This is a genomic window from Niallia circulans (assembly GCF_007273535.1).
GTDB classification, from domain to species: domain Bacteria; phylum Bacillota; class Bacilli; order Bacillales; family Cytobacillaceae; genus Niallia; species Niallia circulans_B.
The window spans coordinates 1,133,329-1,150,874 of sequence record NZ_RIBP01000004.1 but is presented as its reverse complement, the minus strand read 5'-3'; the positions used below and the strand labels follow the sequence as shown (position 1 = coordinate 1,150,874).

General features: G+C 38.8%; 16 protein-coding genes and 1 riboswitch. Of the genes, 7 read left to right on the top strand and 9 right to left on the bottom strand.

Annotated features, from left to right (window positions below):
* Nucleotides 1–47: 47 nt before the first annotated feature.
* A complete protein-coding gene (locus tag CEQ21_RS13705; protein WP_185764995.1) occupies nucleotides 48–1,244 on the top strand; it encodes an NAD(P)/FAD-dependent oxidoreductase in 1,197 nt (398 codons plus the stop codon).
* 72 nt (nucleotides 1,245–1,316) lie between these two features.
* Here the strand turns inward: CEQ21_RS13705 and rfbB are convergent, their stop codons facing one another.
* The 8 genes from rfbB to CEQ21_RS13665 form a co-directional block, all read right to left on the bottom strand.
* The gene (gene rfbB, locus CEQ21_RS13700; protein ID WP_185764994.1) at nucleotides 1,317–2,306 is read right to left on the bottom strand and encodes a dTDP-glucose 4,6-dehydratase; all 990 of its coding nucleotides are present in this window, start codon (nucleotides 2,304–2,306) and stop codon (nucleotides 1,317–1,319) included.
* 556 nt (nucleotides 2,307–2,862) lie between these two features.
* Nucleotides 2,863–4,239, bottom strand: a complete 1,377-nt coding sequence (locus CEQ21_RS13695) for a DUF4179 domain-containing protein (RefSeq protein WP_185764993.1) — start codon at nucleotides 4,237–4,239, stop codon at nucleotides 2,863–2,865.
* Nucleotides 4,232–4,756 carry a sigma-70 family RNA polymerase sigma factor gene (locus CEQ21_RS13690; RefSeq protein WP_185764992.1) on the bottom strand — a complete coding sequence of 175 codons (525 nt, stop codon included), beginning with the start codon at nucleotides 4,754–4,756 and terminating at the stop codon, nucleotides 4,232–4,234. Before CEQ21_RS13690 ends, CEQ21_RS13695 begins: the two co-directional genes overlap by 8 nt.
* A gap of 111 nt (nucleotides 4,757–4,867) precedes the next feature.
* Entirely contained in the window at nucleotides 4,868–5,575 is a 708-nt protein-coding gene (locus CEQ21_RS13685) for an ABC transporter ATP-binding protein (RefSeq protein ID WP_185764991.1), read from the bottom strand.
* A complete protein-coding gene (locus tag CEQ21_RS13680; protein ID WP_127738885.1) occupies nucleotides 5,575–6,357 on the bottom strand; it encodes an ABC transporter ATP-binding protein in 783 nt (260 codons plus the stop codon). Before CEQ21_RS13680 ends, CEQ21_RS13685 begins: the two co-directional genes overlap by 1 nt.
* The gene (locus CEQ21_RS13675) at nucleotides 6,347–7,285 is read right to left on the bottom strand and encodes a branched-chain amino acid ABC transporter permease (protein ID WP_185764990.1); all 939 of its coding nucleotides are present in this window, start codon (nucleotides 7,283–7,285) and stop codon (nucleotides 6,347–6,349) included. The genes CEQ21_RS13680 and CEQ21_RS13675 overlap by 11 nt, the downstream gene beginning before the upstream one ends.
* Nucleotides 7,286–7,294: 9 nt before the next feature.
* The gene (locus CEQ21_RS13670) at nucleotides 7,295–8,170 is read right to left on the bottom strand and encodes a branched-chain amino acid ABC transporter permease (protein WP_185764989.1); all 876 of its coding nucleotides are present in this window, start codon (nucleotides 8,168–8,170) and stop codon (nucleotides 7,295–7,297) included.
* 87 nt (nucleotides 8,171–8,257) lie between these two features.
* Nucleotides 8,258–9,427, bottom strand: coding sequence for an ABC transporter substrate-binding protein (locus tag CEQ21_RS13665; RefSeq protein WP_185764988.1), 1,170 nt, complete (start codon nucleotides 9,425–9,427; stop codon nucleotides 8,258–8,260).
* 702 nt (nucleotides 9,428–10,129) lie between these two features.
* On the opposite strand from CEQ21_RS13665, the gene CEQ21_RS13660 reads away from it, so the two are divergent.
* Complete coding sequence (locus CEQ21_RS13660; RefSeq protein WP_185764987.1) at nucleotides 10,130–10,909, top strand: hypothetical protein; 780 nt, start codon at nucleotides 10,130–10,132, stop codon at nucleotides 10,907–10,909.
* 34 nt (nucleotides 10,910–10,943) lie between these two features.
* Here CEQ21_RS13660 and CEQ21_RS13655 read toward each other — a convergent pair whose 3' ends face one another.
* Nucleotides 10,944–12,026, bottom strand: a complete 1,083-nt coding sequence (locus tag CEQ21_RS13655) for an NAD(P)/FAD-dependent oxidoreductase (protein ID WP_185764986.1) — start codon at nucleotides 12,024–12,026, stop codon at nucleotides 10,944–10,946.
* A gap of 182 nt (nucleotides 12,027–12,208) precedes the next feature.
* Between CEQ21_RS13655 and CEQ21_RS13650 the strand changes: the two genes are divergently transcribed.
* From CEQ21_RS13650 to CEQ21_RS13630, 5 genes are all read left to right on the top strand, one after another.
* Nucleotides 12,209–13,054, top strand: a complete 846-nt coding sequence (locus tag CEQ21_RS13650) for an ABC transporter ATP-binding protein (RefSeq protein ID WP_144455030.1) — start codon at nucleotides 12,209–12,211, stop codon at nucleotides 13,052–13,054.
* Complete coding sequence (locus CEQ21_RS13645) at nucleotides 13,005–13,928, top strand: iron-hydroxamate ABC transporter substrate-binding protein (RefSeq protein WP_185764985.1); 924 nt, start codon at nucleotides 13,005–13,007, stop codon at nucleotides 13,926–13,928. Before CEQ21_RS13650 ends, CEQ21_RS13645 begins: the two co-directional genes overlap by 50 nt.
* A gap of 84 nt (nucleotides 13,929–14,012) precedes the next feature.
* The gene (locus CEQ21_RS13640) at nucleotides 14,013–15,011 is read left to right on the top strand and encodes a FecCD family ABC transporter permease (RefSeq protein WP_185764984.1); all 999 of its coding nucleotides are present in this window, start codon (nucleotides 14,013–14,015) and stop codon (nucleotides 15,009–15,011) included.
* The gene (locus tag CEQ21_RS13635) at nucleotides 15,008–16,018 is read left to right on the top strand and encodes a FecCD family ABC transporter permease (RefSeq protein WP_185764983.1); all 1,011 of its coding nucleotides are present in this window, start codon (nucleotides 15,008–15,010) and stop codon (nucleotides 16,016–16,018) included. Before CEQ21_RS13640 ends, CEQ21_RS13635 begins: the two co-directional genes overlap by 4 nt.
* A 102-nt stretch (nucleotides 16,019–16,120) precedes the next feature.
* A riboswitch (SAM riboswitch) is annotated at nucleotides 16,121–16,224 on the top strand.
* Between the two features lie 111 nt (nucleotides 16,225–16,335).
* Nucleotides 16,336–17,460 (top strand): 5-methyltetrahydropteroyltriglutamate--homocysteine S-methyltransferase, encoded by a 1,125-nt coding sequence (locus CEQ21_RS13630; RefSeq protein ID WP_185764982.1) that lies wholly within the window; start codon nucleotides 16,336–16,338, stop codon nucleotides 17,458–17,460.
* Nucleotides 17,461–17,546 lie beyond the last annotated feature (86 nt).

The window sequence follows — 17,546 nt, the reverse complement described above, 5'->3', positions numbered from 1 at the left end:
ATTGATATTAATAGTATCAGATTAAAACATGAGAGGGGAAATATGCAATGAAATTGCAATCTGGAAACTACTATTGGCCAACTACCTTCCCTGAAGCCCCTGCGTACCCTAGTCTTGACGAGGATATAAGCTGTGATGTTCTTATTGTAGGTGCGGGCAGCTCTGGAGCCCAATGTGCCCATTACTTAAAGGATACTGGATTAAAGGTTGCAGTAGTCGACAAACGGAGAATAGGGGAAGGCAGCACCGCAACAAACACCGCACTTATTCAGTATCTTGGCGATAAGATGCTGTTTGAACTTGTGAACAGCTTTGGTGAAGATATGGCTATCAGGCATTTGAAATTATGTGAAGAAGCAATCAATGACATAGAAGGTGCTGCAAATGCACTTGATATATCCTCTGACTTTAAACGAAGAGACAGCCTTTATTATGCCAGCTATCCAGAGGATATAGAAAAACTGGAAAAAGAGTATGCTTATCTTCAAAAGCATGGTTTTCAGGCAGATTTGCTTTCTGAACAGGAAATAAAAGAGAAATACGGCTTTGGAAAATACAAAGCACTTTATACGTATAATGATGGTGAGCTTAACCCATTTAAATTCAATCATGCTCTCATCGATGGTGCTGCCAAAAAGGGTGTAGCTATTTATGAGAACACGAAGATTAACGGGAAGAAGCTAGAAAATAATCAGGCAGTCTTATATACAGACAAAGGTCATTCTATTACCGCAAAGCAGGTGATTTTCGCTGCAGGCTATGAAAATCTCGAAATTAGAAATGAAAAAAACAGTGTTTTGGCAAGCTCCTATGCTGTTATTACTAATCCTATTGAAGATTTCTCAAGCTGGCATAAGCGGACACTGATATGGGAAACCGCCCGCCCTTACATCTATATGAGAACAACGCTTGACAACCGGATTATCATTGGCGGATTTGACGAAAATACGGCGAATGCCGACAAACGAGATTCAAAAATCATCAGTCGAAAAGAAAAGCTTATAAAAGAATGTAAAAAGCTTTTCCCTGACCTGGATATTCACGCAGAATTCTATTTAGGCGCCTTTTATGGAGGAACACATGATGGACTGCCGTTAATTGGCGAATACGAGGAATTTCCAAACTGTTATTTTTTGATGGCATATGGAGATAACGGGCTTGTCTACAGCATGGCATTAGCAAAGATACTTCGTGACGTCATCACAAAGGGCAGCCATCCCGATCTATCCATCTATCAGCGGTAAATATGGAAGAAGCACACTGTAGTTTCTTTTAGTGTGCTTTTATTAACCTCATTAAGCCATTGTTGCATAATTTTAATCATTTTTTCTGCCCAAATGTACTTTTAAGGGCCGCCACCACCGTTCATTTTTCAAGTACCAATCTATCGTCTCCTTCATACCAGCTGCAAACATATAGACAGGCTTCCAGCCAAGCTCTTTTTCTATCTTCAGAGGATCAATAGCATAACGATGATCATGGCCAAGACGGTCTGCTACATACTTTAACCTGTCTTCTGGGAGGTTCAGCCTTTCCATGATAAGATGGGCTATTTCATTATTGGTTTTCTCTGTTCTTCCGCCTATATTATAGACTTCTCCCTTTTTTCCGTTTCGCAGTACACAGTCAATAGCTGCACAATGATCCTTAACATGAATCCAATCACGAATATTTTCTCCGTCTCCATAAACAGGAAGAACTTCCCCATCAACACCATTTGTAATGAGTAACGGAATAAGTTTTTCTGGAAATTGGTATGGCCCATAGTTATTAGAGCATCTTGTTATATTCACATCCAAATCATATGTCTTATAATAAGAACGCACAAGCATATCACTTGCCGCCTTGCTCGCTGCATACGGACTATTCGGCTTAATTAAGCTTTGCTCTGTGAAATAGCCCTCCTTGCCAAGGCTGCCATAAACCTCATCTGTAGAGATATGAATGAACCTGCCGACCTGTTTCTCCTTTGCTGCCTCCAATAAAGTCAATGTTCCTTGCACATTTGTTTCCACAAAGGCACCTGGATCAACAATGCTTCTGTCTACATGGGACTCTGCTGCAAAGTTAATAATTGCCTCTATATGATGGACATCCAGCAAATGAGTGATAAGCTCACGATTTGTAATGCTGCCGTGGACAAATTGATGGTGAGGATTATTTTCAAAATCAGCTAAGCTATTATAATTGCCTGCATATGTTAGCAAGTCTAAATTAACGATATTTACATCAGAATATGTATCAAGCATATGGCGAATAAAATTGCTGCCAATGAACCCGGCACCGCCTGTTATAAGTAAATTCATGATTTAACCCCCTGTTAGAAGTTGTTTTTGCATGTACCTGTCTAGATAACTAAGAAACCATTAATTATTCATGTAAACGAATACATGATATCTACTGTATATAATACATGGACATTGTACGTTATGGTATATATCAAACTATTACTGAGTAAATTTTCTTACTTAATCTTCAATTAACCTGAGATTTGACTTACAAATAAAGAGGCTGGGTCAAATCAAAAGATAACCTTTTAAACACGAATAATAAAATTACAATAAATCTGAAAAATGAAGATTGTGTCTAAATAAAATTTTGAGTGAAAGTTAGTTCGTTTCTTTGCGCTGCACCCACTCGCTTTCCGCGGGGAGGAAGATGAGCCTCCTCGTCTTCGCCTGCGGGGTCTCATCCTTTCCTCTATTCCCGCAGGAGTCGAGTGGCCTCCGCTCCATTCCACTAAAATTTCTAATTTTTTGTATTTAAACTAAAAACAAAAACCGAACTATTAAATCGACAATTGATTAAGTAGTTCGGTCTTTACGCTGGTTCACATAGTTATGTCCCAGCATCTTTTTAAGGTTATTTTCTCAATTCAACAGTAAAAGGCTCAAGCTTAACTGAGTCGAAATACATAGAAAAATTAATACTGAGGACTGTTTCTGTCAGTTTAAAATCTTCTATCTTTTCCTCCCCGTTTAAATCAAATACAGATTGAAAATGAAGCTTTTCTCTATCTAAAACCTTAAGTTTATTTCGTGAAATGGAATGCCCCTCTGGCTGAAAAGGGTCATTTATATCCTTCACATATTTTTCATCAACCAGTGTCAATTCATATCCTAAATTATTAATCAAATCTGATCTATTTGCTTTATCTAAAGTTCCTGTTATATTGTAGTCTAATATCAGCTTGTCTTTTTCTTGTTTAACACTATTTACATGAAGTGCTAAATCTGTCCTTTTACTTGCCAATACAAATCCAGATTCACTCATATCGTGATATAAAGTGTCTTCTGATCTGTCAAGCACTGGATAGAAGGTTATAGAATTCGCCTCTTTATCTAAATTATTTAATTGGGAGGTAAAAGTCTCTATTGCATCTTCAGAAGAATCATCAACTAAAAATGAATTGATACCAGTAAACAGTTCATTCCCCTTATCATCAACCGCTTTTGACAAATATACCTTATTATTTTCATCTGGATTTGCTATGCTGTAAATTAATATCGGAGTCTCTGGTCCCTCTAGTATTCTCTTTGTTTCTATGTAACTCCCATACTCGAAGGCCTCCATATGAGCAAAATCAATTTCTGTAAATTCCCTTTGTTCAACAGGTACAGAAAACTTCCAATCTCCTTTAACCCCATTAATATAATGAATAGTTACCGGCAGCACCATGTTCTCCTTTATATCCTCGTATGGATAATTCATTGTCCAATGAAATTCAAACCCATCCTTAATTTGATTGAAACTTTCTGATTTCATATTAATCCATGGATCTGCATCCCCCTTGTAATTCTCAAAGTTCATATCAAAGCTTATTTCATCTGGTTCATTTGCCGGCCATTTGCCTTTTTTGTAGACTTCTCCTACGATTGTCACTTGAAAGCCGTCAAAATAAGCACTCGTTACCTTTAATGTCACCCCATTTTTAGTAATAGTCTCATTTAGGTTAGTAACCATATCCTCTTCTGCCAGCTTCATGCCAAGCTTGTCGTCAAACTTTTTATACAACTCTCCTAATATTGGCGTTTTCGCTAACACTTGATTGACTGTAGGGCTAACGAAGCCTGAACCGATAATGAGTGTTGCAGCTGCTGCTGTAAGAGCCCCGATAATCATCCGTTTTTTCCTACGTGGTTTTTCAGCTTGTTTAATTCCTTGGGAAATTGCCTGAAACACTGCCTCCTTCGGCACCTCGATGGAGTCTACTTCTTTTATCCACTTCTCTTTATCCATGGATCATCTCCTCCTTTAAGCATTTTCTTAACGCCTGTTTTCCTCTGCTTAAATTTGTCTTGACCGTTCCTTCCGGCAGCTCCATTACTTCACTAATCATTTTGATTGAATAGTCATGGTAATAAAAAAGGATGAGGGTTGTTCGAAAGCTTTCTTTAAGCTCCTTAATTGCATCCATTAGCTCGTATGCCGGTTCTGTGCTTGGTAATGTTTGTTTTGAAAGAATTTCATCTGTTAGTGGAATGACATCTTTTCTTTGTCTATAATGGTTCATTGCACAATGAATCACTATTTTTGTCAGCCATGTCATGAAATACTCTGGCTTCTTTAATGATTTAATTGATCTGAACGCTTGATATGCCGTCTCTTGGACTATATCTAAGCTGTCTTCTTTATTTTGTACATATAAATAGGCAGTCCTGTATAATTGCTCATAATGTTTTTGGAGCAGTAATTCCAGAGCCTTGCTGTTTCCTTTTATCGCTTTTTTGACAAGCACTATATTTCTATCCTTCAATCTTCATCTTCCCCCTTCCCTTATTAGTGAAAAAAGAGCGTAGAAAAGTTTCATTTTTTTAATTTCCCCATAAAAAAAAGCCGCCTCGCTAAAGGCAGCTTACCAAAATCATCAATGTCCGCCAAGATAGGCTTGCTTTAAGTCGTCACTTTCCTGCAGCTCAGCAGCTGTGCCTGACAGCACAACCTTGCCTGTTTCGATGACATAGCCTCTGTCTGCAATCGACAGAGCCATATTGGCGTTTTGTTCTACTAATAAAATGGTTGTTCCTGTTGAATTTATTTCCTGGATAACTTTAAATATTGTCTTAACAAACAGTGGCGCTAAGCCCATGGATGGTTCATCAAGCAATAATAGCTTTGGTCTTGCCATGATAGCTCTTCCCATCGCCAACATCTGCTGCTCCCCGCCTGAAAGCGTGCCTGACAATTGTTTTTTCCGTTCCTGTAATCTCGGAAACACCTCATATACCTTTTCTAGGTCTTTTTTTATCTCATTTTTATCATTGCGTAAGTAGGCGCCCAATTCGAGATTTTCTTCAACGGTCATGTTGGCGAAAACTCTGCGTCCTTCTGGTACGTGAGAAATGCCTGCTTTAACAATTGTTTGGGCTGCTTTTCCTGAAATAGGCTTACCCAAATACTGGATGGTACCTTTCTTCGGTTTTAACAGTCCTGACAATGTTTTGAGAAGGGTGCTTTTTCCTGCACCGTTTGCTCCGATAAGCGTTACAATTTCACCTTCGTTCACCTCGAGGCTGACTCCCTTTAATGCTTGGATATTTCCATAATAAACATTGATGTCTTCTACTTTCAGCATTATTCTGAAACCTCCTCGCCTAAATATGCCTCAATTACCTTCGGATGATTGCGGATTACATCAGGAGTTCCTGCTGCTATCAGCTGTCCATGATCCAAAACATAGATGCGTTCACAGATTCCCATAACAAGCGGCATATCATGCTCAATCAAAAGGATTGTTAAGTCAAACTGCTTTCTTATAAATGCAATCAGTTCCATGAGCTCATGCGTTTCTTGCGGATTCATGCCGGCTGCAGGCTCATCAAGCAAAAGCAATTTAGGTCCTGCAGCGAGTGCTCTGGCAATTTCAAGTCTGCGCTGTTGACCGTACGGCAGGTTTTTTGCCTTTTCATCTTTATAGCGTTCAAGCTGAAAGATTTTCAGGAACTCAATCGACTTTTCCTCCATTTCCTTCTCACCAGCAAAATGGGAAGGAAGGCGAAGGATGCTGCTTATCATCGAATGCTTCGCTAAGGAATGATAAGCAACCTTAACATTATCAAGGACAGTTAATTCATTGAAAAGACGAATATTCTGGAAGGTTCTGCTGATGCCGCGTCTTGTTACTTGGAACGGCTTAAGACCCGTCAGCTTTTTCCCATCAAACACAATCTCTCCCTCTGTTGGTGCATACACACCTGTTAGCATGTTGAAGGTTGTTGTTTTCCCTGCACCATTTGGTCCTATTAACCCAATTAATTCACCGCGGTTAAGCTCTATATTAATCTCTGATACTGCCTTTAGACCGCCAAATTGAATACCTGCACCCTTCACTTGCAATAGAGCTGTATTATTTGTCATTTGAGCCGCCTCCTTTCCGCTTGAATAAATCAGTGATTTCCATTGTACCCATCAATCCTTTTGGACGATACAGCATCACAATCACTAGAACAAGGCTGTAAATAATCATCCGTGTTGATGGATATTCCTGCAGAAATGTTGAAATAATCGTTAAGAAGACAGCCGCTATTACGGAACCGGACAAGCTTCCTAATCCGCCTAAAACGACATAAATAAGAATGTCAAAGGACTTTAAAAAACCAAAGTTGGTTGGACTGATAATATAGAAATTATGTGCCTGTAAGGCTCCAGCAACTCCTGCGAACAAAGAGCCGATTGCAAATGCAGCAACTTTATAATAAGTCGTGTTTATTCCCATTGCGTCTGCTGCAATCTCATTTTCTCTAATGGAGATTGCGGCACGACCATGCCGTGAATTCGTGAAGTTTACAATGACCAAAACAGTGATGAACAAGCAAATAAAAGCATATGTCCATGTTGTTAAGTGAGATACCTGCATACCGGCAGCTCCGCCAACATAATCAATATTTAAAAAGAATATACGAATAATTTCTGCAAACCCGAGTGTGGCAATCGCTAGATAATCTCCTCTTAATCTCAAAGTCGGAATTCCAACCAATAATCCAGCTAAAGCAGCAACAACACCACCTGCAATAATTGCTACAGGGAAAGGAAACTGTAATTTCATCGTTACAATTGCTGATACATATGCACCAACAGCAAGGAACCCGGCATGTCCAATAGAGAACTGACCTGTTATCCCAATTACAAGATGCAAACTAACTGCCAGCATAATATTGATTGCTGTTAAGATAATCATATTGCTGTATACAGAATCAATTACTTGATATGTGATTAAATATTGGATTACACTGTAGGCAATAATGGAAAGCACCAAAAACACCCAAAAACTTTTTGATTTTTTCATCGTTCTCACCTACACTTTCTCTTTCGTATTCTTACCTAAAATACCTGATGGTCTAAAGATAAGAATTAAAATTAAAATGATAAATGCAGCAGCATCTCTCCAAAGGGAGAAGCCTAGTGCACTTACAACCGTTTCGACAAGGCCTAATATAAGCCCTCCGATCATTGCTCCTGGTATGATGCCGATTCCGCCTAGTACTGCAGCAACGAACGCCTTCAAGCCTGGAATGACTCCCATCAATGGTTCAATTTTTGTATAATATGCACCGAAGATAACTCCGGCAGCACCTGCTAATGCCGACCCGATCGCAAACGTAGCCGAAATAGTTCTGTCTACATTTATTCCCATAAGTCTTGCTGCATCCATATCATGAGAAACAGCACGCATTGCTTTTCCTGTTTTTGTTTTATGAACGATAAATTGCAAAATAAGCATTAATGTTACAGATGTTCCTAGAATTAATAATGACTTGCTGCTGATTTGAGCACCAAAGACGTCAAAAGTTTTTGTTGGCAATACATTCGGGTAAGCAACAAGGCCAGCTCCCCTAAAGTAAATAAATACATATTCTATTAATAAAGATACGCCGATAGCTGTTATTAACGCTGCTATTCTCGTGGCATTACGAAGCCTCTTGTAGGCAATTCTTTCAATGATTACACCGAAAACAGCACAAGCTGCCATTGATACAAGCAAGGCAGGAAAGAAGCTAAGCCCCCATCCAGTAATCGAATAAAAGCCAATAAAGGCGCCAATCATAAAGACATCTCCATGGGCGAAGTTTATCAGTTTGATAATTCCGTAAACCATTGTATAACCTAATGCAATAAGTGCGTAAATGCTGCCAAGAGAGATGCCGTTGACAAGCTGCTGTATCCATTCCATGTTCTCTCACTCCTTTTTTCCAAAACTAACCTTTTTTTCTCCTGAAATATAAAATAGGGAGGATGCTCCCCCCCATTTTTTGAACTATTAAGGATTAACTTTTGAGTTAAAGACTTGTTTTCCATCCTTATATTCAAGCACTGTTGCCGATTTGATTGGGTTATGATTTTCATCAATTGTAACTACACCAGTGATCAAGGACAGGTCTTTTGTTTCAGCTAATGCATCTTTCACTTTCTCTGAATCTGTGCTTCCAGCTCTTTCAAAAGCATCCTTCAACAAGTATACAGAGTCATAACCAAGTGCGTTGAATGCGTCAGGGCTCTTGCTGTACTTGTCATTAAAAGCTGTAACGAATTTTTGAATGCTTTCATCTGGATCTTCAGAAGAATAATGGTTTGTGATATATGTGTTGTTTAAGTTCTCTGCACCAGCAAGTTCGATAAGCTTCGGTGAATCCCAGCCGTCAGCTCCCATAAATGGAACAGTGATACCCATTTCACGAGCTTGCTTGATGATTAGTCCAACCTCTTCATAATAACCTGGGATAAATACGAACTCTGGGTTCTTCCCTTTAATATTTGTCAGTGTTGAGCTGAAGTCTGTATCCTTTGCCACATATGCTTCTTCTGATACAATTTCTCCGCCATTCGCTTCAAATGTTTCTTTAAATGCAGCCGCTAAGCCTTTCGCATAGTCGCTGGCACTGTCAGCAAAAATTGCCGCTTTTTTAATATTCAGTTTTTCTGATGCGAAGTTTGCAGCTACATTTCCTTGGAACGGGTCGATAAAGGACGTTCTGAATGCATAATCATTAACAGAGCCATCATCGTTTACCGTCACATTTGGAGCTGTTCCTGATGGAGTCAGCAACACAGTCTTTTTATCATTTGCAATTTGTACTTGAGCAACTGTATCACCACTTGTTGCCGCACCGATAATTGCAGATACTTTATCTTGATCAATTAATTTAAGAGCACCATTTGTTGCTTCAGTAAGATCTGATTTATTATCAACCTTTACTGGGACGATTTTTTTGCCGTCAATTCCGCCGTCTGCATTGATTTCTTCAATTGCTAAATCAATACCGCTTTCTAACGACTGACCATATGATGCTACCTGACCAGAAAGCTCCAAGTTAACACCGATTTTTATTTCATCACTGCTTGCGCCGCCTTCGCCTTTTGGACTACATCCAGCCAAGATTCCTGCCGCTAAAGCAGATGTTGCTAACAAATAACTAAGCTTCTTTTTCATGTTTGAATCCCCCATTTTGTTTAAGTATTCCGAAAATAACAAAATCTCCAAAGCTCTTTCTCTATTTCTTTGAAACATATTTGCTATTCTAGTACACTACCGTCTTTGCTGTCCAGTATAATTTTTAACTAGTTAAACAAATCTGAAAATTCGTGACGGTTTTGTTTCAAATTAGCTTTACTTCTCTCTTATCGGCACTCTCTACCATTTAATTAGCACCAAATTATTCATATACGCAAAAAGTTTTTTGAATAATTTTACTAATGTGATTATTATATTAACCGCATTTCTATCTAGAAAGCAATACCTCGAGTGTGCCAAATTAATGTTACATTTACTAACACACGAAGTTATTCACAACTTGATTTTTATCAAAAAAGAGAAAATGACTAAAAACTCTTTCTCTTTTTTTAAAAAAAAAGGAAGAAAATCTCACACATTGTATTAATAGATTTTATACATTTATATTCATACATTCGACTTTCTTCTATAAATGTAGGAATAGTATGGTGATATATAAACATACTAATATTGTCACTAACTTTCATTCGGAAACCTTAATTTGTAACATTTCATTACATAATCTATAAATTGGTCTGCTCCATATTCTATTATTTTCTTAAAGTTTTTTTTCAAATTCACTCATTTTTTTGTGAGGATAGGGAATAAAAAAGTAACATGAAAAAAGAAGGGAGAATTAATATGAAGATTTTTCCCATAATGGTCACAGGTAGTCTCCTTTTTCTCACAAGCTGCAATGCAAATGAACAAGCTAATAACGACAAGGTGTCTGCTGACAGCAATCAGGTGCAGGCAGAACAAACAACGAATAAGCCTGCTGCTTCACAGGACAATGCAAACAGTGATTTGATAGCTGACGTCAAGAATCAGCTTAAAATGCAAGAGGCTGTACTTCCACAAACCGTTCCGGTAGCCACCGGTAATTATCTTGCTGCTAATATCGACGAAAACACAGAAGAAAGCTATAGTGTCAGGTTCTATTCATCTGAAACGAAAAAGGATATAAATGATCCTTCCTTAACTTCAAATGAAAATGCACAGCCACTGGTAAAGTTTTCAGCCAATGTTAACAATGAAACTAGTAATTCGTTCCCGTCTTTTAACGAGAAGGATATACCAGAGGATATGTCTGTCGATTTAGGCTATGGTATTAAAGGAATGGTTGAAGGTGCAGCAGGAAGCACTTATCTACAATGGAAGGAAGGCAGATGGGTTCTGCAAGTTAAAACTGTTTCTGCTGACAATCAGGATATAGAAGCAATCGGCAAGGAGATGGTTGAATATTTAGAGTCCCATTCTCTTCCTGCACCAAAAGATAACGGCTTTGTTGAAGTTAGCTATCCGGCAGGAGAAAACCACGCTGAAACACGGATAACTTGGGAAGACGGAGACAACATTTATGCACTATCATCAACAGGTGAGCCAGTTGATGCATTGGGAATGGCAGTTTCTGTAGAATAGAAAAAAATCCGCTGTCACTTACAGCGGATTTTTTTTATATTTTTACCTTCATTTGTGTACAATCATCACATTGCATCATATTTTTAACAATATCTTTATTGCGTTCTTTAAATACTTCGTTATGAGAAGAAACCATTCCGCTTGTATTAGCCTCAGGCTGAATAAACAGCTTTGCCTTATTAACCGCGTTCGCAGCGTCTTGGAAAGCACCTGCAATTAAATGAACTTTTCCGTCATGCTTCAAAATATCTCCAGCAGCAAAAAGTCCTGCAACAGATGTCTCACTATTAGCTGTACCTGAAATATAGTATTCCTCCCGCATCTCTATATCCAATTCACTGTTCTTCAATAAAGAGGAATCCATTTCGTAGCCATGATTAATGACAACCTCATCAACATCGATCAATGCTGTTTCTTCCGTCTGATCATTTGTGACTTCGACTGAATCAATTGTATCATGGCCATCCTTCGCGATAAGCTTCGTGATGGAAGTATGGAACAAGATTTCCACCTTACTTTCCATAAGCTGTGTCGCTTTAGCCTCATGTCCTCTAAAGCTGTCTTTTCGGCATGTTATATATACCTTTTTTGCAACTGGCTCAAGTTCAAGTGCCCAATCTATTGCTGAATTGCCTCCGCCTGAAATAACTACCGTTTTATCCTTGAATTGCAGCAATGATTTCACGGTATAGTTCAGGTTAGAAACCTCGAATCTTTCAGCACCTTCTATTTTTATTTTTTGAGGAGTAAGTATGCCGCTGCCCACCGCAACAATGACTGTTTTCGAATAGTGCAGCTCACCATTGGCTGATTCTAATATAAAACATCCTTCCGCATTTTTGCGTATAGATGAAATCTTTGTATTTAAGGCAACTTCCGGATTAAATGTTAATCCTTGCTGCACAAGTTGTTCTCTTAGCTTTTCTCCTGGAAGTGGTGTAACGCCGCCTACATCCCAGATCATCTTTTCAGGGTATAGATGGAGTTTACCTCCCAAATGTGGCAAAAATTCAACGATTTTTGTCTTCATTTCTCTTAAACCACTATAAAAAGCAGAGTAAAGTCCTGCTGGTCCACCACCAATAATCGTCACATCGAATATTTCTGTATTTTCCATATCACTTCACTCCTATGGTTTGGGATTATATTGATTCTCATTCTCAATTAGTATCATAACCTGTTTTTAAATTTTTTACAATGGAATATTGACAGAAATATGAAACGATAATAAGATTTACTTGTTCAAAAATGATTATCATTCTCACTTATTTATCATAAAAAATATCACAGGAGGATACGATGGGGCGTTTATATACAGAGGATATAAGCATCAGTTATGGCGAAAGATTAATAGTAAAAAATCTTGATGTAGTTATTCCAGATGGCAAAATCACGACAATTATCGGATCAAACGGATGTGGAAAATCCACATTATTAAAAGCAATGACGCGGATTATCCCGCACCAATCGGGTTCTGTTTTATTGGATGGCAAGCATATTAGCAAAATACATACGAAACAGCTTGCGAAAGAAATGGCTATCCTTCCCCAAACACCTGAAAGTGTTGCGGGCTTAACAGTCGGGGAGCTAGTGTCCTACGGACGTTTCCCCCATCAAAAAGGATTCGGGAAACTAACAAAGCATGATATTGAAGCGATTGATTGGGCCTTAGAATCAACCAACACGATGGAGTTCAAAGACAGATCTGTCGATGCACTATCTGGCGGTCAAAGGCAGCGTGCTTGGATTGCCATGGCTCTTGCACAAGAAACAGACATTATTTTTCTTGATGAACCGACAACTTATCTAGATATGGCACACCAATTGGAAGTGCTTGAATTATTGCAAAAGCTAAATGAAGAACAAGGCAGAACAATTGTAATGGTTCTCCATGACTTGAATCAAGCGGCAAGGTTTGCGGACTATATTATCGCAATGAAAGATGGCGAGGTAGTTAAAGCGGGTAGCCCAACTGATATCCTGACAAAGGATATTTTAAGAAAAGTTTTTCAAATTGATGCTGAAATAGGGGAAGACCCTCGCACAAATAAACCGATTTGCTTAACCTACCACCTAATTAAAGGAGAACAGAATAATGAAGAAGTTCTTTATGCCAATGATTCTAATCTTGTTGCTACTAGTTAGTGCTTGCGGAAATAACGCTGCTGAAACAAGCAGTAATGATAAAGAAACGGACAAGAAATCAGAAACGATCACTTACCAATCAGAAAATGGCCCTGTCGAGGTTCCTGCAGACCCGCAGCGTGTTGTTGTATTATCTTCCTTTGCGGGCAGCGTAATGTCATTAGGAGTTAATGTTGTCGGCGTCGATTCGTGGTCAAAGCTTAACCCAAGATTTGATTCCAAGTTAAAAGATGTGGCAGAAGTATCAGATGAGAATCTGGAAAAGATAATCGAATTGAAGCCAGACTTAATAATTGGATTATCAACTATAAAAAACGCTGATAAATTAAAAGAAATAGCGCCAACTGTTACCTTTACATATGGAAAGGTAGACTATTTAACACAGCATCTTGAAATCGGAAAGGTGCTAAATAAAGAAAAAGTAGCGCAAGCTTGGATTGACGATTTCGAGCAACGAGCTGAAACAGCTGGAACAGAAATAAAGGCAAAAATAGGAGAAGATGCAACTGTCTCTGTCATCGAGAACTTCAATAAGCAAATGTATGTATTCGGCGACAATTGGGGTCGTGGAACAGAAATCCTCTATCAAGCAATGAAGCTGAAAATGCCGGAAAAAGTAAAAGAAATGGCACTTAATGATGGTTATTATGCTTTATCAACAGAAGTACTGCCTGAATATGTTGGAGATTACTTGATTATTAGTGAATACGCAGACCAAGATAACTCCTATCAGGAAACAGACTCCTATAAAAATATACCAGCAGTTAAAAACAATCATGTGTTTACAGCAAATGCAAATGAATTCTACTTTAATGATCCGCTAACATTGGATTATCAATTGGAATTCTTTAAAGAGCATTTTCTAGCAAACTAATCATTTCATGCTAACTTTGAATGCTGTGCACCTTTGTGCGCAGCATATTGTTTATCCAAATCTAAACAGGAAAGATGATATAACATGACCAAATCTATTTCTTTTGTATGGAAATTAATAATAGGTATTTCTCTTTTGCTTATAGCATTTATTGTCTCCATGGTTTTTGGAGCTGCTGATACATCATTAAAAGACTTATGGATTGCTCTGACTTCAGAACATGCCAATCAAAACAGCAGTATTTTACGGGAGATTCGTCTTCCTAGGGAAATTGCCGCAATAGCGGTTGGTGCCGCTTTAGCTGTATCAGGTGCAATTATGCAGGGCATAACGAAGAACCCGCTTGCTGATCCTGGTTTGCTTGGACTAACTGCAGGCGCAAATTTTGCACTGGCACTGTCTATGGCACTTATCCCTTCGTTAAATTATTTCAGCATAATGTTAATTTGTTTTGTCGGTGCTGCTATCGGTACCATTTTAGTTGTTGGCATTGGGATGCTTCGAAAGGGAGGCAACTCCCCGCTGAAGCTTGTGCTGGCAGGGTCTGCCGTAACGGCCTTCCTCACAGCTATCGCTGAAGGAATAAGCCTGTTTTTTCACATTAACAAAAATGTGTCTATGTGGACATCCGGCGGACTTATTGGAACATCTTGGGGACAATTAAAAGTAATTCTTCCAGCTATTATAATTGGAATTATTATTTCCTTCCTCCTTTCACGCCAAGTTACTATCTTGAGTTTAAGTGAAGATGTTGCTGTCGGGCTCGGACAGAAAACTGCTCTAGTCAAAACATTACTTTTCATCGTTATTACTATTCTTGCTGGAGCTGCTGTGGCATTAGTCGGAAATATGGCATTCATTGGGCTGATGGTGCCGCATATGGTCCGTTGGGCTGCGGGAACAGATTACCGCTTCCTCCTTCCTATAACAGCTATTGCCGGCGGGATATTCATGCTGTTAGCAGATACTGTTGCCAGAACACTGAATGCTCCATATGAAACGCCTGTAGCAGCAATAATCAGTATTTTAGGTTTGCCTTTCTTTTTATTAATCATTAAAAAAGGAGGGAATAAATTCGCATGATATCAACTGCTTTACTAAAAAAACAAAAATGGACTATCGCAGTGCTGGCGGTGCTTATTTTCTTAACAATAGGAATCAGCTTGACTGTTGGATCTGCTGCTTTCGCGCCATCCCGGCTTCTGCCAACCTTATTTGGTAATGGTTCGTTCACAGAGGAATTTATTCTTTATTCTGTCAGACTTCCGAGAATCATTGTTACACTTTTGGCAGGTATTGCTCTTTCACTGTCTGGAGCAATCCTGCAGGGAATCACGAGAAATGATTTGGCAGACCCAGGTATCATTGGCATAAATGCTGGGGCTGGTGTAGCTGTTGCTATCTTCTTCTTGTTTTTCCCGATTGATGCTGGATCATTTATTTATATGATTCCTGTTTGTGCGTTTATCGGTGCTGTTGGTTCAGCTCTGCTTATTTATGTTTTTTCCTATGATAAAAATCTCGGCTTCCAGCCAACTCGCCTTGTGTTAGTTGGTGTCGGCTTTTCCATGGCTTTATCAGGAATCATGGTAGTTCTTATCAACTCTGCCGAAAGAGAGAAGGTAGAATTTATTTCGAAATGGCTTGCAGGCAATGTGTGGGGCACAGACTGGCCATATATTATTGCCATGCTGCCATGGTTAATCATATGCATTCCCTTTACTTTATACAAAGCAAATAAGCTCGATGTTCTTACTTTCAGCGAACCTGTTGCAGTCGGTATTGGTGCATCTATTCAAAAGGAAAGAATTAGTTTAGCCATTGTTGCAGTCGCTATGGCTGCCGCTGCAGTTTCAGCAACTGGAAGCATCTCTTTTATCGGACTGATGGGACCTCATATTGCTAAAGCATTGGTTGGACCGAGGCATAAGCTTTATTTACCTATAGCACTCCTAGTAGGAGGTTTGTTCTTGCTTGCGGCAGACACAATCGGCAAGAATATTCTTGATCCTGACGGAATTCCGGCAGGAATTATGGCAGCTATAATTGGAGCACCATATTTTATGTATCTGCTATTTAAGAAAAAATAAATAAAATAATATTTTGATATAATAATTATTTTTTCTTGACTATTTCTATTTTTCCAATTAATCTAGTAAACAGATATTTCAAAACCTAACAAATAATTTCATTTCTTATCGAGAGAGGTGGAGGGACTGGCCCTGCGATACCTCAGCAACAGATTCTAACAAGAATACTGTGCTAATTCCAGAAGCTTAATGCTTGGAGATAAGAGGAGCCAATGTGAATGTTCGCCTCTTCTTATTTACAAAGAAGAGGCTTTTTGCGTCTTAGAGCCTTATCTTCTTTCATTTAGAAAAATACTTAACGAAAGCGGGAATTAATTATGACTAACCTACTTAACAATGGACCATTCAGAGCAGATCACGTTGGCAGCCTATTACGACCTGAAAGTTTACATAATGCAAGACGAGAATATAAAGAGGGTACAATTACAAAAGATGAACTTCGCGCTGTTGAAACAGCGGAAATTAAGAGAATTGTTGATAAACAAATTGAAGTTGGTCTGAAAGCTGTCACAGACGGAGAATTCAGACGTACATGGTGGCATCTAGACTTTCTGGAGCACTTGAACGGAATTGAGGGCTATGTACCTGAGACTGGTTACAAGTTTGATGGCGTGGAAACAGAAAGATACAATATTCGTAACAACGGAAGAATTTCTTTTAATCCAAGTCATCCATTTATAGAGGATTTTAAAGTTTTTAATGAAATTGTTGGAGACCGTGCTGTTGCAAAACAAACCATTCCAAGCCCAAACCAGCTTTTCTACAGCACAATCCGTGATGAGTCCATTTATCCGAATCTGGAAGACTTCACGCAGGATGTCATCCAAGCTTATCGTGATGCTATTAAAGCATTTTATGATGCTGGCGTTCGCTATTTGCAATTGGATGATGTATATATTGCCAGACTTTCTTCTCCTGAACATGTATTCAATGATGGCGAATACAGCAGAGAACATTGGATTGACTTAGCACTTTTCGTTATTAACAGCATTCTTGAGGATAAACCAGAAGATCTTATTGTTACAACACATTTATGCAGAGGTAATTACCAGTCTACATGGGCTTTTGAGGGTAGCTATTCATTAATCGCACCAACTCTGCTTGCGAAAGAGAAAGTGGACGGCTTCTTCCTTGAATACGATGATGAGCGCTCAGGCGACTTTAAACCACTTGAACATATTCCCCATGGCGGAGCAAAGGTAGTTTTAGGTGTTGTTACATCCAAATTCGGCGAGCTCGAAGATAAACAAGCATTAAAATCACGGATTCTCGGTGCAGCGAACCACGTGCCTTTAGAGCAGCTTTGCTTAAGTCCGCAATGTGGTTTTGCTTCCACACATCACGGAAACAAACTGACAGAGGAACAGCAATGGGAAAAACTAAAATTAGTCGTAGAAGTGGCAGAAGAGTTATGGAATGCGAAAGAACCTGTTACAAAATAATCAGGCTTGTCAGGGGCAATCATTTGCCTCCTTTCTTTTGCTCAACATATGACCTATTTATAGAATTGACAGTCCAGAATAAAATC

Coding starts and splice junctions, on each gene's coding strand:
- CEQ21_RS13705 (WP_185764995.1), top strand. CDS start 48: ATGAAATTGCAATCTGGAAACTACTATTGGCCAACTACCTTCCCTGAA.
- rfbB (WP_185764994.1), bottom strand. CDS start 2,306: ATGAATTTACTTATAACAGGCGGTGCCGGGTTCATTGGCAGCAATTTT.
- CEQ21_RS13695 (WP_185764993.1), bottom strand. CDS start 4,239: ATGGATAAAGAGAAGTGGATAAAAGAAGTAGACTCCATCGAGGTGCCG.
- CEQ21_RS13685 (WP_185764991.1), bottom strand. CDS start 5,575: ATGCTGAAAGTAGAAGACATCAATGTTTATTATGGAAATATCCAAGCA.
- CEQ21_RS13680 (WP_127738885.1), bottom strand. CDS start 6,357: ATGACAAATAATACAGCTCTATTGCAAGTGAAGGGTGCAGGTATTCAA.
- CEQ21_RS13675 (WP_185764990.1), bottom strand. CDS start 7,285: ATGAAAAAATCAAAAAGTTTTTGGGTGTTTTTGGTGCTTTCCATTATT.
- CEQ21_RS13670 (WP_185764989.1), bottom strand. CDS start 8,170: ATGGAATGGATACAGCAGCTTGTCAACGGCATCTCTCTTGGCAGCATT.
- CEQ21_RS13665 (WP_185764988.1), bottom strand. CDS start 9,427: ATGAAAAAGAAGCTTAGTTATTTGTTAGCAACATCTGCTTTAGCGGCA.
- CEQ21_RS13660 (WP_185764987.1), top strand. CDS start 10,130: ATGAAGATTTTTCCCATAATGGTCACAGGTAGTCTCCTTTTTCTCACA.
- CEQ21_RS13655 (WP_185764986.1), bottom strand. CDS start 12,026: ATGGAAAATACAGAAATATTCGATGTGACGATTATTGGTGGTGGACCA.
- CEQ21_RS13650 (WP_144455030.1), top strand. CDS start 12,209: ATGGGGCGTTTATATACAGAGGATATAAGCATCAGTTATGGCGAAAGA.
- CEQ21_RS13645 (WP_185764985.1), top strand. CDS start 13,005: ATGAAGAAGTTCTTTATGCCAATGATTCTAATCTTGTTGCTACTAGTT.
- CEQ21_RS13640 (WP_185764984.1), top strand. CDS start 14,013: ATGACCAAATCTATTTCTTTTGTATGGAAATTAATAATAGGTATTTCT.
- CEQ21_RS13635 (WP_185764983.1), top strand. CDS start 15,008: ATGATATCAACTGCTTTACTAAAAAAACAAAAATGGACTATCGCAGTG.
- CEQ21_RS13630 (WP_185764982.1), top strand. CDS start 16,336: ATGACTAACCTACTTAACAATGGACCATTCAGAGCAGATCACGTTGGC.